Genomic DNA, 15,395 nt, shown 5'->3' with positions numbered 1-15,395 from the left:
GGCCCTGAATCCATCCAGCAAAATTTTTCTGCCTGGTCTGGATCTCACATTCAGAGATCCTGAACGTTGAATGGAATGCCGGACATAGCCAGCTAGCTCGTGCTGGATTGTTTTGGGGCCGCTTTGCGCCCCTTCGCGGATAAATCCGCTCCTACGGGATCGTGGCGGCTATTTCGGATAGAGCGGCGGTAATCCGCCGTTTTCCCCTTGGGCCGGCTGCGTCTGCTCGGCCGCCGGAATGGTGCTGATCGCCCGCCACAGTTCATCGCCCTGCCAATACTGCCCCGCCTCGCTGTACAACGCGCTGTTGAGCCCGTCCAGTGCGTCGGAGAGCGGTACGAAACGCGCCGCCATGTCCGCCAGGGTCTGCGGCTGTTGTCGCGCCCAGGCGTCGAGGGCCTGGCGGGTGGCCTGTGGGTCGTTGGCCTGGCAGGCGCGCTTGAGGTCGTCGAGCAACGTACGCGGGCTCGGTCCGGCCTGGACCACCCGGGCCACCGCCGGCAGCGAACGGGCGCGCCACCACAGGGCGAAGCCGGCCAGGGTGGTGAGGGCGAACACCAGGGTGCTCAGTTGCCAGGGCCACAGCAGCGGGGCATCCGCCGCCGGTGCCGTGCTCGGGGTGTCGGCGCTCAGCGCCGGGTTGTCCTGCACCGTCAGGCGACGGGCCGGCAGGCTGGTGTGCTCCAGATGGTCCTCGCGGGTGTTCCACCACACCACGTCCAGGCTCGGCAGTTCCAGATCGCCGCTGTGGGTCGGCACCAGAGCCTCGCGCTCCTCGCGGCTGCCGATCAGGCCGCGCTCGTCGATCTGGTTGCGCAGTTGCGGCTGGTCGGGATAACGCCGCAAACCGATGACTTCGGTACCGGGCAGGGGCGTGAGCTGGGTGCTGGACAGGCCTTCGGCCTTGACGATCACGCTGCGGGTCAGCGAGTCGCCGATCTGCACCGGGCTCTGTGCCGGGTCCGGGCTCCAGTGCTCTTCCAGGTTCAGGCTGCGGGCCGGCAACCAGGGCTGGCCGGCGGGATAGCTGGCGGGAATCGGTCGCACATGCAAGGCCAGCTCGCCCGAGCTGACCCGCACCTGGCTGTTGCCGGGGCTGGACGGGCTGTCGCTGTCGGCACCGGCGCTGGTGGCGCTGAAGGTCAGGGTCGGCACGGTGACGTCGCCGCTGCGCTGCGGGTAGAGGGCGTAGCGCATCTCGATCACGCCGTGGCGGATGCCGTTGATGAGCTTTTCGTAGGTTCGCGATTCGCCCAGGGGCTCGATCTTCACCCCTTCGATCTGCAACGGGCTGAGGCTGCTGTCGTCGTACAGCGACACCGAGTGGTAGATGCGCAGGGTCAGTACCGCCTGGGCCTGTACGTAGATGTCGTTCTGGTCGAGGGTGGCTTCGACGAACACCGGGGCGAGCAGGGTGGCCGGGCTGTCTTCGGCGGCCTGGACCTGCAGTTCGATCGGCTCGCTGACGATTTCGCCCAGGTGCAGCGGTGGAATCTGCAGGGTGCCGGCACGCCGCGGCATCAGGGTGACGACCCAGCGGGTGGTGGCTTCGTTCTGCCCGTCGAGGGTATTGAGGCTGTTGAGCTGGCGCGTGCCACGCACTTCGAAGTCGGCCTGCAGGGGCGCCAGGTCGGGTTTGCCGAACTGGGTGACGTCGCGGATCTCCAGGGTCAGTTCCAGGGTTTCCGCCGTGCTCAGGTTAGCCCGGTCGACGCTGGCCTGAAGCGCGGCGGCCTGGGCCTGGAGGCCCATGAAAAGACAGAACACGAAGACGCAGGCGCGGCTCATCGATGGGTTTCCTGAGGCTGTTGCTGTTCGTACCAGAATTTGCGCCGCAGCAGTTGCGCCGGGTTGTCCGGGATCTGCCGCAGCCATTGTTCCAGGGCCTGGCGCTGCTCGACGTCGAGGTTGCTGCCGGTGGGCCGTTGCGGGGGCCGGGTGACTGAGTCGTCGTCATCGTCACCGGTGTTCTCCGGGGCCTGGGCCTGGCTCTGGTCCTGGGTGTCCTGCGGTTCGTCGCCAGGCTCGCCGGTCTCGCTCTGGCTGCTGCTCTGCGGGCTGTCCTGGCGGGTGTCGCCGGGCATCTGCTGGCCGGGCTGCTGGTCTTCGCCGGGCTCGGGCTCTTCGGTTTCGGGCGGCTTTTCCTGCTCGCGCTGTTGCAGCAGTTGTTCCACCAGGGCCTTGTTGGTCAGCGCCGGTTGCAGGTCGGGCTGGCGTTCCAGGGCTTCCTCGTAGGCATCCACCGCCGCTTCCAGTTCGCCGCTGCGGGCCAGGGCATTACCGCGGTTGTAGTGGCCACTGGCGCTGTCGTCGAGGGCGAACTGGCGGGCGGCACTGGCATAATCGCCGGCTTCGTAGAGGGCCCAGCCTTTCCACTGCGGGTCCTTGAAGTGCTTCGCCGCTTCTGCCGGGCGCTGGTGCTCCAGCAGGTACTGGCCCTGCTGGTCGGGGCGGCGCCACAGCTCGTTGAACTCGAAGGCGTAGGACGGCTGCGGCAGGCACCACAGCAGCGGCAGGCAGAACAGCCAGCCGCGCCGGCCGGCGCAGGCGGCCAGCAACAGCAGCGGCAGGAGCAGCCAGTAACCCTGGTCGGCCCAGGTGTCGAGCTGCACGGTCTCGCCGTCCTTGCTCAGGGCCCGGGGCTTGTCGAACAGGCCGAGGCCGCGCAGGTCGAGGTCGTCGATGCGGGCATGGCGATAACGGCCGCCGAGGTCGTTGATGAAGGCCTTGAGGCTGGCGCTGTCCAGCCGCGGCAGGAGGATCGCGCCGTCAGTGCCCTTGATGAATTCGCCGTTGGCCTGCTTGATCGGCGCCCCCTCGGCGCTGCCGACGCCGAGCATCAGCAGTTCGGGGCCGTTGCGCCCGAAGGCCTGGGCGATGCCCTGGCGTTCCTGGTCATCGAGCGACGAGCCGATCAGCACCAACCGGCCCTGGCCGAGCGCGCCCTGGGCGAGCAGGGCCAGGCCCTTGCGCACCGCGAGGTCGGCGCGCTGGCCCGGCTCCGGCATGATCCCCGGCTCCAGCGCTTCCAGCAGGTTGCGGCTGGTGCCGAGGTCGTCGGACAGCGGCACCAGGGTGTGGGCGCTGCCGGCATAGACGACGATGGCGGTCTGGCTGTCGCGGCGGTGTTCCAGCAGGTCGAGGATCTTGCGTCGGGCCTGTTCCAGACGGCTTGGCGGGCTGTCCTCGGCGAGCATGGCCGGGGTCAGTTCCAGCAGGATCACCAGCGGGTCGGCGGGGCGCTGGCGGGTTTCCTCCAGGCGCTCCCAGCTCGGCCCGAGCAGGGCCAGCACGCCCAGCAGCCAGGCCAGGCCCAGGGCAACCCAGGGCAACTTGCTGTCATGGCCGCTGCCACCTCCCAGCAGCACGCCGTGGAAGGCCGGCGGCAGGATCATCTGCCAGCGGCCGGCGCGCTTCTGCCGGTGCCAGAGTTTCCACAGCAGCCAGCCGAGCAGCGGCAGCAACAGCAGCCACAACGGGCGCAACCAGTGGGGCCAGAGTTCGTTCATCGACGCCTCCGCAAGCGCAGGCGTTTGAGCCGTTCACGCCATTCGGGGTGCGGCTGGAGGAAGTCCGGACGGCGCAGCAGGCGCTGCAGCAAGCGTTGCAGCAGGTGATCGGGCCAGCGCTGGCGGATCACCAGCGCCACGCTCAGCAGCATCGCCGCCGCCAGCGGCCAGGCATACAGCGCCTCGGCGGTGCGCGCCTGGGTCGGTTGCTGTTCCACCGGCTCCAGCAGGTCGAGGGTTTCGCCAATGGCCTTGAGCTCGGCGCCATCACGGGCGCGGAAGTATTCGCCGTGGGTGATCTGGGCGATCTCCCGCAGCGAGGCTTCGTCAAGATCGAGGCTGGGGTTGAGCCCGAGCTGGCCGACGGTGCCGCTCTCTTCGGGGCTGGCGCCGATGCCGATGGTGTAGATGCGGACACTTTCCTGCGCGGCCAGCCGGGCAGCGGTCAGCGGGTGGATCTGCCCGCCGTTGTTGGCGCCGTCGGTGACCAGGATCAGCACGCGGCTGTCGGTGGGGCGCATGCGCAGGCGCTTGACCGCCAGGCCGATGGCATCGCCCAGGGCGGTGTTCTTGCCGGCGATGCCGATCTGCGCGTCGTCGAGGAAGCTGCGCACGGTGCGCCGGTCGAAGGTCAGGGGCGCCTGCAGGTAGGCCTGGCTGCCGAACAGGATCAGGCCGACGCGGTCGCCCTCGCGTTGCTGGACGAAGTCCCCCAGCAGTTGCTTGACCAGGGTCAGGCGGCTGACGTCTTCGCCTTCCCAGCTCATGTCGGGAAAGTCCATGGAGCCGGACACGTCCACCGCCACCAGCAGGTCGCGGCCGCTGGCCGCCACCGGCAGCGGATCGCCGAGCCATTGCGGGCGGGCGGCGGCCAGCAGCAACAGCAGCCAGACCAGCACGAACGGCGCCTGCTGGCGCCAGGTCGGCAGGTTCAGGCGGGCGCGGCGGCCGGCCAGGCCTTCCAGTTCGTCGAGGAAGCTGACCTTGAGCACCGGCTCGCCGCTGTCGGCCGCCGGCAGCAGCAACCGCGCCAGCCAGGGCAGCGGAAGCAGGGCGAAGACCCACGGCCAGGCCAGTTCAAACATGCTTGCGAATCCAGGTTTCGACCGACTGGTTGAGGCCGGCGATGGCCTTGTCGTCCAGGCGGCATTCGGGCTTGTAGGCGCCTTCCACCAGCACCATCCAGCGGGTCAGCCCGGCGGCGGGGCAGCGGTTGTCGAGAAATGCCAGCCACTGCCGGCCATTGAGGGTGTGGCTGTGGCTGTCGGGGTAATGGTTGCGGCACAGGCGCTTGAGCAGGGCGTTGATCTGCTGCAGCCAGGCGCCGGCCGGCGCGCCGTCGTAGGGCTTGGGCAACTGCGCCAGTTCTTCCAGGGCGGCCACGCGGATCGGGTCCAGCGGCTGCTCGGCCCGTGGCACCGGTGCCGGGCGTGGCCGCCAGTGGCGCAGGCGCCAGAGGCCCCAGCCCAGCAGCGGCAGGATCAGCAGCAGCGCCCACCAGCCCGGAGCGGGCGGCCAGGCGCTGATCGGCTCGGGAGCGATCAGCGGTTGCAGTTGCGCCAGTGGGTTCATCGCGGCTTGCCGGCTCGTTGAGGGTCGAGGTACTCGCGCAACTGCTCGATCATCTCGCTCTGGGTACTCAGGGGCATCAGCACCACCCGCAGCTTCTGCGCGAGCATTTCCCAGCGTTCGATACGCGCTTCACTCTGTTGACGGTAGCTCTGCCGCAGGTTGGCATCGAGGGTGTCCAGCTCCAGTTGCGCGCCGCGCTGGGCGAAACGCAGCAGGCCGGCGGCGGGCAGGGCGTGGTCGAGCGGGTCGGAGACCGGCAGCAGGAGCAGGTCGCAGTGCCGCGACAACAGGCTCAGTTGCTGTTCGACGGCGGGGCTCAGGGCCCGTTCGTCGCAAATGATGATCGCCAGGCTGCCGGGGCGCAGCACCTCGCGGGCGCGGCGCAGGGCGGTACCGAGGTTGTCGCCCTGGGGCTGGGCCTCGGTGTGCAGCGACTGGTTGACCCGTGCCAGGCGGTTGAGCAGTTGCAGCAGGCTCTGCTTGCTGCGCCGTGGCTTGATCTCGTGGTGCTCGTTGTCGCCGAACACCAGGCCGCCGATACGGTCGTTGTGGCCCAGCGCGGCCCAGCCGAACAGCGCTGCCGCCTGGGCGGCGAGCACCGACTTGAACATCAGCCCGGAGCTGAAGAACAGCCGCCGGCTCTGCTCGACAAGGATGAAGATCGGCCGCTCGCGCTCCTCGTGGAACAGCTTGGTATGCGGCTCCTGGGTACGGGCGGTGACGCGCCAGTCGATGTTGCGCACGTCGTCGCCGGCCTGGTAGACCCGCACCTGGTCGAAGTCCACGCCGCGCCCGCGCAGGCGCGAGTGGTGCAGGCCGACCAGCGGGCTGCGCTGGCCGGGCGCGGAGAACAGACGCACTTCGCGGACCCGGTGACGCATCTCGATCAGCTCGGCAAGGCTGATGCGGATACCGGGCGCGTTCAACAGTTGAGTGGGCATGGGGTCAGGCGACGGCGACGACATCGAGGATGCGCTGGATCACCCGGTCCTGGTCGATACCGGCCGCTTCGGCCTCGAAGGAGAGAATGATGCGGTGGCGCAGCACATCGAACAACACCGCCTGGATGTCTTCGGGGCTGACGAAGTCGCGGCCAGCCAGCCAGGCGTGGGCGCGGGCGCAGCGGTCGAGGGCGATTGAGCCGCGGGGGCTGGCGCCATAGGCGATCCAGTCACCCAGCTCGGCGTCGTACTTGGCGCCGTTGCGGGTGGCCATGACCAGTTGCACCAGGTATTCCTCCACGGCGTCGGCCATGTACAGGCCGAGGATTTCCTTGCGCGCGGCGAAGATCGCCTGCTGGCTGACCCGCCGTTCCGGCTTGGTCTCGCCGTTGAGCGCCTCGCCACGGGCTTGCGACAGAATGCGTCGTTCCACGGCGGCGTCGGGGAAGCCGATCTTCACATGCATCAGGAAACGGTCGAGCTGGGCTTCGGGCAGCGGGTAGGTGCCTTCCTGCTCGATGGGGTTCTGGGTGGCCATCACCAGGAACAGCGGCGACAGCTCGTAGGTGCTGCGGCCCACGCTGACCTGGCGCTCGGCCATGGCTTCGAGCAGCGCCGACTGCACCTTGGCCGGGGCGCGGTTGATTTCGTCCGCCAGTACCAGGTTGTGGAAGATCGGCCCCTGCTGGAACACGAAGCTGCCGGTTTCCGGGCGATAGATCTCGGTGCCGGTGATATCGGCCGGCAGCAGGTCGGGGGTGAACTGGATGCGATGGAACTGCGCCTCGATACCGTCGGCCAGTTCCTTGATGGCCTTGGTCTTGGCAAGGCCCGGCGCGCCTTCCACCAGCATGTGGCCGTCGGCCAGCAGCACGATCAGCAGGCGCTCGACCAGTTTTTCCTGGCCAAGGATCTGGGTTGAAAGAAAAGTGCGCAGCGCGACCAGCGCTTCACGGTGTTCCATCGTCGACGGTTCCTGGAATGACGCACGGGGCTGGCGATCAGCGGCCCGGGCAGGGGTTGATACTTTAATCTATCCGGGGGTGCGCCGACTAACGGTGGCGGGGGAAATTCTTCGGGGGAGGGTAGGTTGCGTTCGCTCGGGTGTCGGGCTGTCGCTGCAGGCCTCATCGCCGGCAAGGCCGGCTCCCACAGTGATTTGCGGGGCAGTCCACCTTGTGGGAGCCGGCCTTGCCGGCGATGAGGCCTGCAGCATCACCAAAGATTCCAGCAGCCCTCAACGCTCGCTGACGAAGGTCCCGGTCCCTTGCAGAATCACTTTCAGTGCCTGCTCCACCTCGTCCAGGTCGCCCATGGCGCCGTCCAGGGCGATCTCCAGCACGTCGTCGCCGCCAAACAGGTCGGTTGCGCCCGGCGCCGTCTCGATCAGCAGGCGGCTGTTGCTCAGGGTGACCTTGATATCGCGCAGGGTGTCGCCTTCCTCGTCCAGCAGCAGGTCGATCTCATCCTCCTCCGGGTAACGGCTCATGATGAACAGCTCGCCCTGGCTGCTGTTGCTGCCCAGGGTGGCGAGGTTGTCTTCTTCTTCATCGCACGGGTTGGCGAAGATCAGCGCGGAACTCAGTTTCATGGACGGCTCGATAAGGGAATTGAAACGCGAGTGTGCCAGCCTTCGCTGACGCGATAAATCACCGGTTGCACCTCAATGACCGAATATGTCGCAGCGCCGCAAGCAGGGGCGGGCGGGGTGTCGTTAAAGTGCGGTGTCGATGGACACCCGTAAAGACGCAGCCAGCCCCGGCGGCAGTGGTTTTTGCAGATGTCCATCCAGGTGTGACCAACCGGTCAATCCGGCACTCGCTCTTTCGCATTTCCTCTCCGCAACGCCCGACATTGACTATGGTTGATGCGGGATAAAGCGGACACGCGCGACGCTCCACCCATAACAAAGCCCAAGCGGAGTACCACAGATGGCGTTTTTCACCGCAGCCAGCAAAGCCGACTTCCAGCATCAACTGAAAGCGGCCCTGGCGCAGCACATCAGCGAACAGGCACTGCCACAAGTGGCGCTGTTCGCCGAACAGTTCTTCGGCATCATTTCCCTGGACGAACTGACCCAGCGGCGCCTGTCCGACCTGGTCGGTTGCACCCTCTCTGCCTGGCGCATGATCGAGCGCTTCGATCACAGCCAACCCCAGGTCAACGTCTACAACCCCGATTACGAGCGTCATGGCTGGCAGTCGACCCACACCGCCGTGGAAGTCCTGCACCATGACCTACCGTTCCTGGTGGACTCGGTCCGCACCGAGCTGAACCGCCGCGGCTACAGCATCCACACCCTGCAGACCACCGTGCTCAGCGTGCGCCGCGGCGCCAAGGGCGAGCTGCTGGAGATCCTGCCCAAAGGCACCCACGGCGAGGGCGTGCTGCAGGAATCGCTGATGTACCTGGAGATCGACCGCTGCGCCAACAACACCGAGCTCAGCGTGCTGACCCACGAACTGACCCAGGTGCTGGCAGAAGTGCGCGTGGCCGTGGCCGACTTCGAGCCGATGAAGGCCAAGCTGCGCGACCTGCTGCAACTGGTGGAACAGACCCCTTACGCTGCCGTCGCCGACGAAAAGGCCGAGGTCAAGAGCTTCCTCGAATGGCTGCTGGGCAACCACTTCACCTTCCTCGGTTATGAAGAGTTCGTGGTCAAGGGCGACGCCGAAGGCGGCCAGTTGGTCTACGACGAGCAGTCGTTCCTCGGCCTGACCCGTCTGCTGCGCGCCGGCCTCACCGCCGACGACCTGCGCATCGAAGACTACGCCGTCGCCTACCTGCAGGAACCGCTGCTGCTGTCCTTCGCCAAGGCCGCCCATCCGAGCCGCGTGCACCGTCCGGCCTACCCGGACTACGTGTCGATCCGCCAACTGGACGCCGACGGCAAGGTCATCAAGGAATGCCGCTTCATGGGCCTGTACACCTCGTCGGTGTACGGCGAGAGCGTGCGCCAGATCCCGTACATTCGCGACAAGGTCGCCGAAGTCGAGCGCCGTTCGGGCTTCGACGCCAAGGCGCACCTGGGCAAGGAACTGGCCCAGGTTCTTGAAGTGCTGCCCCGCGACGACCTGTTCCAGACCCCGGTGGACGAGCTGTTCAGCACCGTCATGTCCATCGTGCAGATCCAGGAACGCAACAAGATCCGCGTATTCCTGCGCAAAGACCCGTACGGCCGCTTCTGCTACTGCCTGGCCTACGTGCCGCGTGACATCTATTCCACTGAAGTGCGGCAGAAGATCCAGCAGGTGCTGATGGAGCGCCTCAAGGCCAGCGACTGCGAGTTCTGGACCTTCTTCTCTGAATCGGTGCTGGCGCGGGTGCAACTGATCCTGCGGGTCGATCCGAAGAACCGCATCGATATCGACCCGAAACAACTGGAAAACGAAGTGATCCAGGCCTGCCGCTCCTGGCAGGACGACTACGCCGCACTCACCGTCGAGGCCTTCGGCGAAGCCCAGGGCACCAACGTCCTGGCCGACTTCCCGAAAGGCTTCCCCGCAGGCTACCGCGAGCGCTTCGCCGCCCACTCGGCGGTGGTCGACATGCAGCACCTGACCAACCTGTCCGAGAAAAAGCCGCTGGTGATGAGCTTCTACCAGCCGCTGACCCAGGTCGGTAAGCACCAGTTGCACTGCAAGCTGTACCACGCCGACACCCCGCTGGCGCTGTCCGACGTGCTGCCGATCCTGGAAAACCTCGGCCTGCGCGTGCTCGGCGAGTTCCCGTACCGCCTGCGCCACACCAATGGCCGCGAGTTCTGGATTCACGACTTCGCCTTCACCACCGCCGAGGGCGTCGAGCTGGATATCCAGCAGCTCAACGACACCCTGCAGGACGCCTTCGTCCACATCGTCAACGGCGATGCGGAGAACGATGCCTTCAACCGCCTGGTGCTCACCGCCGGCCTGCCATGGCGCGACGTGGCGCTGCTGCGTGCCTACGCCCGCTACCTCAAGCAGATCCGCCTGGGCTTCGACCTCGGCTACATCGCCAGCACCCTGAACAACCACACCGACATCGCCCGCGAGCTGACCCGGCTGTTCAAGACCCGCTTCTACCTGGCGCGCAAGCTGACTACCGAAGACCTGGAAGACAAGCAGCAGCGCCTGGAACAGGCGATCCTCTCGGCGCTGGACGACGTCCAGGTGCTCAACGAAGACCGCATCCTGCGGCGCTACCTGGACCTGATCAAGGCCACCCTGCGCACCAACTTCTACCAGCCGGACGCCAACGGCCAGAACAAGTCCTACTTCAGCTTCAAGTTCAACCCCAAGCTGATCCCCGAGCTGCCCAAACCGGTGCCGCGCTTCGAGATCTTCGTCTATTCGCCACGGGTCGAGGGCGTGCACCTGCGCTTCGGCAACGTCGCCCGCGGCGGCCTGCGCTGGTCGGACCGCGAGGAAGACTTCCGCACCGAAGTCCTGGGCCTGGTAAAAGCCCAGCAGGTGAAAAACTCGGTGATCGTGCCCGTCGGCGCCAAGGGCGGCTTCCTGCCCCGTCGCCTGCCACTGGGCGGCAGCCGCGACGAGATCGCCGCCGAGGGCATCGCCTGCTACCGCATCTTCATCTCCGGCCTGCTGGACATCACCGACAACCTCAAGGACGGCGGCGTGGTGCCACCGGCCAACGTGGTGCGGCATGACGACGACGACCCGTACCTGGTGGTGGCCGCCGACAAAGGCACCGCGACCTTCTCCGACATCGCCAACGGCATCGCCATCGACTATGGCTTCTGGCTGGGCGATGCCTTCGCCTCCGGCGGCTCGGCCGGCTACGACCACAAGAAAATGGGCATCACCGCCCGTGGCGCCTGGGTTGGCGTGCAGCGGCACTTCCGCGAGCGCGGCATCAACGTGCAGAAAGATGTCATCACCGTGGTCGGCGTCGGCGACATGGCCGGCGACGTGTTCGGCAACGGCCTGCTGATGTCCGAGACCCTGCAACTGGTGGCGGCCTTCAACCACCTGCACATCTTCATCGACCCGAACCCGGACCCGGCAAGCAGCTTTGCCGAGCGCAAGCGCCTGTTCGACCTGCCGCGTTCGGCCTGGAGCGACTACGACACCAGTATCATGTCCGAGGGCGGCGGCATCTTCCCGCGCAGCGCGAAGAGCATCGCCATCACCCCGCAGATGAAAGAACGCTTCGCCATCGAAGCCGACAAACTGACCCCGACCGAACTGCTCAACGCCCTGCTCAAGGCCCCCGTGGACCTGCTGTGGAACGGCGGTATCGGCACCTACGTCAAGTCCAGCGAAGAAAGCCACGCCGACGTCGGCGACAAGGCCAACGACGCCCTGCGGGTCAACGGCAACGAACTGCGCTGCAAAGTGGTGGGCGAGGGCGGCAACCTCGGCATGACCCAGCTTGGCCGCGTCGAGTTCGGCCTCAACGGCGGCGCCACCAACACCGACTTCATCGACAACGCCGGTGGCGTGGACTGCTCCGACCACGAGGTCAACATCAAGATCCTGCTCAACGAGGTTGTGCAGGCCGGCGACATGACTGAGAAACAGCGCAACCAGTTGCTCGGCAGCATGACCGACGAAGTGGCCGCGCTGGTGCTGGGCAACAACTACAAACAGACCCAGGCCCTGTCCCTGGCGGCGCGCCGTGCCAAGGAGCGCATCGCCGAGTACAAACGCCTGATGGCCGACCTGGAAAGCCGCGGCAAGCTCGACCGCGCCATCGAGTTCCTTCCTTCGGAAGAACAACTGGCCGAGCGCATCGCCGCCAACCAGGGCCTGAGCCGTGCCGAACTGTCGGTACTGATCTCCTACAGCAAGATCGACCTCAAGGAAGCCCTGCTCAAATCGCTGGTGCCGGACGACGACTACCTCACCCGCGACATGGAAACCGCGTTCCCGCCGTCGCTGGTGCACAAGTTCGCCGATGCCATGCGTCGCCATCGCCTGAAACGCGAGATCGTCAGCACCCAGATCGCCAACGACCTGGTCAACAACATGGGCATCACCTTCGTCCAGCGCCTGAAGGAATCCACCGGCATGAGCCCGGCCAACGTGGCCGGTGCCTACGTCATCGTGCGCGACATCTTCCACCTGCCGCACTGGTTCCGTCAGATCGAGGCCCTGGACTACCAGGTTCCGGCCGAAGTCCAGCTGACCCTCATGGACGAACTGATGCGCCTGGGCCGCCGTGCTACGCGCTGGTTCCTGCGCAGCCGCCGCAACGAACAGGATGCTGGCCGTGATGTTGCCCACTTCGGGCCACAGATCGCCGCCCTGGGCCTGAAACTCGACGAACTGCTCGAAGGCCCGACCCGCGACCGCTGGCAGACCCGCTACCAGGGCTTCGTCGAGGCTGGCGTACCGGAACTGCTGGCGCGCATGGTGGCTGGCACCACGCACCTGTACACCCTGCTGCCGATCATCGAAGCCTCCGACGTTACCGGCCACGACCCGGCGCAAGTGGCGAAAGCCTTCTTCGCCACCGGCAGCGCGCTGGAACTGACCTGGTACCTGCAGGAAATCAGCAACCTGCCAGTGGAAAACAACTGGCAGGCCCTGGCCCGCGAAGCCTTCCGCGACGACATCGACCTGCAGCAGCGGGCGATCACGATTTCCGTCTTGCAGATGGCCGATGCGCCGGAAGATATGGATGCGCGGGTGGCGCTGTGGATGGAGCAGCATCGGGTGATGGTGGAGCGGTGGAAGGCCATGCTTGATGAGCTGAGGGCTGCGACCGGCACTGACTACGCCATGTATGCGGTGGCCAACCGCGAACTGGTGGATCTGGCGCTGAGTGGGCAGTCGGCGGTGATTCCGTCTGATTGCTTGAGGTGAAATGAAGAGGCCCCGGCAGTGATGTCGGGGCCTCTTTATTTGGGCGGGGTGTTGCATGGCGCTACAAAACTTCGTCTCGGTCTGACTTTCTTGTAGGCAATTTCCCAATCATACTTCGCCGGCTTTTCTGCCGTTGCGCTCTTGGGGTGCGGTGCCTAGGCTTGGTCGGTCGCTGGTTATCAGTGATCGGGTTTGGTCACCCGGAACTCAATGGCGCGCTTTGGCGGCCTTTCCTTTTCAGCGGGCATTTTCTGCCTGCTGGTCTGCGTTATGGCGGTTGTGCGCGGGGCACTTTCGAGTGCGCCGGGTTGCCTTGAGTCCGGTTGACCAACCTGCGTACAGCTGCCACCTAATCGTTTGGTCACGTGATGTGGCGGCTCCACTATCAAGGAGTTGCACAATGAACAAGATCGTTCCAGACCCGCCTCGGCTTGCCACCGTTCATATCAAATTTGGTGCGTGTAATGAGAGCCACAAGCCGCTGTTCGCGGTTTGCGAAGGGGTGGATATCGAGGATGCGTTGGTGCATCTGTCGATGACGTTGAAGTCGGCGTTTGAGACGAATACGCAGTTGTGTGAGCAGGTGGACCGGGCGGTTAGTGGGTTGGCCTGGGCTACTAATCATTCGTTGGAGATTTCGCAGGCGTTGGTGGAGGCATTGTTGGGTGGGGTGGCTGGGGGGAAGGTGGGGCGGTGAGTTTATTTGGATGAGATGTGGGCCGCGTGAGCGGCCCGTTTTGTTTTTGAAGGGGGATCAGAATTCTCATTAGCGGCCTCTTGGAATTGTCCGGGCCGGGGTAATCTGAAACAAGTCGGTATCTATCTGTTTGAGTTAGTAAATAATTGTTTGGTCAACTTGCTTGGAATACCGGTTGGAACGCTGCGTTGCCTGGATTCCGATGGACGGCGCTGTTGGAGCTACGCGTCATCAACGAGTCGGCATCGGATCTATAAAAATGCCGGCCGTCCGCGGCGTCCTGGGCCTGGCTGGACCAGTCGTTCATCAGCCAAGGGCGCATTCCTTGAGGTTTTGATCACGATCTGCTGGTTTTTTTGGGGGGGGCTGGTTGCGAGGTGCGCGGGTCGATGTGGTAGCGCCGCAGCACGTATTTCATCGGGACCTTGCGGCTTGGTACCACAAGCTACCCATTCAGCATGCAAATGTCGGCTTCGATGATCGCCTTCTGCGCCTCGTTCAAGCGGGTTAATGCTGATCATTGCCAATGCTATTGTTAAGGGGTTCACAAGCATCCTTGAACACCGTTTTGAACAGTGCATTGTCTGGGATTAGTAGCTGACGTGACGTCAAGCAAAACGGCAGTACCCATAATCGTAGCCCCTTTGTCCTGGGAAACTCGAAAACTGGCAGTGGCTGCTCAAATGCCTCAGTCCGGGGATAGATCAGCACTACATCCCCAACCCCATTTAGGTAGCTTTGCCCATAAGCCTGCAATTGATAGAAGTCACTTTGCGCGAGGTCATATTTTTTTGCCCCATTGGCCCTCTGGCCATCTAGCAGTTTCCACTTTGTGTCGAGCACAAGCAGAGCTGTCTGGGTATTCTTGATCAACAGGTCTGGCTTTAGGCAAAACCAATTCTGTTCTCGATGGCGAACCAGGTGATGGCTGCGCGCTTGGCTTTTCAGATGAAGCGGTCTCGTCAGTTGCTTCGTGAGGTGCTTGGCGACGAACGCTTCGAATACGGCCTCCATTGGGAATAGCAGGGAAGGAGCCGTGTTACCTCCGTGACCGGTCACAGGGGACTGCTGATCCAGGATCAGCTTCGACCAAGCAAGGGCTTCTTCGTAGTAACCCATACCCCGATCAAGGCGTATCCGCTGGAAGTCCAGATTGGGCTGAATTGAAATGGGGACCTCGGCGAAGACGAACTGCAGCTCCCGGGCCAGCTGCTGGTGTGCCTGAGACGTCGTCAATTTCAGCGCACATTGCAATGCGGTATGCAGCAAACGGTTTTCCGGGCGGTCAATCGAGAATTCATCGTGTTCTGTAAAGAATCGGTCCGCCCTATAAAGGTTTTGCCGCAGATGAGAGGCCATTACCAGCTTGCCGCGAAGGGCAAAGAGGTTGCCTTGCTCAGTGGCGTAATGGCTGCGCATCCCTCGTTTGACGACATGTCCGACTGCACTCAGGAATTCGCCGATAAATATTTCCAGCAAAGGCATTCGGGCCGCCGCGAGTTTGGCCGGGTCCATCCGTAGGTGGCGAAATGTTTGAAGGCAACAGAGCATTTCAATCAAAAGCTGACGTGCCTTCAATGCACCTGCACCTATTACTTTTCCGACCTTTGGCAATACCTCGATCTGGTAACCGTCTGGCGCACGTATCACGCCAACGAAACTCGTGACTTGAACGGCGCGGTGGCCACGCCGTTGGGTCAGGCGCAGCCAGGCTGGCCTGTTGTCATTGGAGGCGAGCAGACACTGGCGCTCAAGCCATTCGTACACCACGGCCGGGATAGTGTGTAACTCCTCGGGCGGCGAGGCTGCCGACGTCGTAGGGATCAACACGTCAAATTCATAGATCGATATTCCGCTCACGTGCCTG

10 protein-coding genes are annotated in these 15,395 nt (G+C 64.5%); 2 read left to right on the top strand and 8 right to left on the bottom strand.

Going from position 1 to position 15,395, the window contains the following annotated elements:
* Positions 1 to 168: 168 nt before the first annotated feature.
* The 7 genes from AC05QJ_RS23220 to AC05QJ_RS23190 form a co-directional block, all read right to left on the bottom strand.
* A complete protein-coding gene (locus AC05QJ_RS23220) occupies positions 169 to 1,788 on the bottom strand; it encodes a BatD family protein (protein ID WP_476743602.1) in 1,620 nt (539 codons plus the stop codon).
* The gene (locus tag AC05QJ_RS23215) at positions 1,785 to 3,509 is read right to left on the bottom strand and encodes a vWA domain-containing protein (RefSeq protein ID WP_476743601.1); all 1,725 of its coding nucleotides are present in this window, start codon (positions 3,507 to 3,509) and stop codon (positions 1,785 to 1,787) included. The genes AC05QJ_RS23220 and AC05QJ_RS23215 overlap by 4 nt, the downstream gene beginning before the upstream one ends.
* Entirely contained in the window at positions 3,506 to 4,594 is a 1,089-nt protein-coding gene (locus tag AC05QJ_RS23210) for a vWA domain-containing protein (RefSeq protein WP_476743600.1), read from the bottom strand. The genes AC05QJ_RS23215 and AC05QJ_RS23210 overlap by 4 nt, the downstream gene beginning before the upstream one ends.
* The gene (locus tag AC05QJ_RS23205) at positions 4,587 to 5,081 is read right to left on the bottom strand and encodes a DUF4381 domain-containing protein (protein ID WP_476743599.1); all 495 of its coding nucleotides are present in this window, start codon (positions 5,079 to 5,081) and stop codon (positions 4,587 to 4,589) included. The genes AC05QJ_RS23210 and AC05QJ_RS23205 overlap by 8 nt, the downstream gene beginning before the upstream one ends.
* Positions 5,078 to 6,022, bottom strand: a complete 945-nt coding sequence (locus AC05QJ_RS23200) for a DUF58 domain-containing protein (RefSeq protein WP_476743598.1) — start codon at positions 6,020 to 6,022, stop codon at positions 5,078 to 5,080. Before AC05QJ_RS23200 ends, AC05QJ_RS23205 begins: the two co-directional genes overlap by 4 nt.
* A gap of 4 nt (positions 6,023 to 6,026) precedes the next feature.
* Positions 6,027 to 6,986 carry an AAA family ATPase gene (locus AC05QJ_RS23195; protein WP_476743597.1) on the bottom strand — a complete coding sequence of 320 codons (960 nt, stop codon included), beginning with the start codon at positions 6,984 to 6,986 and terminating at the stop codon, positions 6,027 to 6,029.
* Positions 6,987 to 7,259: 273 nt separating this feature from the next.
* On the bottom strand, positions 7,260 to 7,613 hold the full coding sequence (locus AC05QJ_RS23190; RefSeq protein ID WP_476743596.1) for a hypothetical protein: 354 nt from the start codon (positions 7,611 to 7,613) through the stop codon (positions 7,260 to 7,262).
* Positions 7,614 to 7,953: 340 nt separating this feature from the next.
* Here AC05QJ_RS23190 and AC05QJ_RS23185 point away from each other — a divergent pair, with 340 nt between their 5' ends.
* Positions 7,954 to 12,831 carry an NAD-glutamate dehydrogenase gene (locus tag AC05QJ_RS23185; protein WP_476743595.1) on the top strand — a complete coding sequence of 1,626 codons (4,878 nt, stop codon included), beginning with the start codon at positions 7,954 to 7,956 and terminating at the stop codon, positions 12,829 to 12,831.
* Between the two features lie 400 nt (positions 12,832 to 13,231).
* Entirely contained in the window at positions 13,232 to 13,528 is a 297-nt protein-coding gene (locus AC05QJ_RS23180; protein WP_476743594.1) for a DUF3077 domain-containing protein, read from the top strand.
* Positions 13,529 to 14,035: 507 nt separating this feature from the next.
* Here AC05QJ_RS23180 and AC05QJ_RS23175 read toward each other — a convergent pair.
* Complete coding sequence (locus AC05QJ_RS23175; protein WP_476743593.1) at positions 14,036 to 15,388, bottom strand: McrC family protein; 1,353 nt, start codon at positions 15,386 to 15,388, stop codon at positions 14,036 to 14,038.
* Positions 15,389 to 15,395: the final 7 nt, after the last annotated feature.

Source organism: Pseudomonas sp. TUM25319 (genome assembly GCF_056388475.1).
This window is presented reverse-complemented; position numbering and strand designations above follow the sequence as displayed.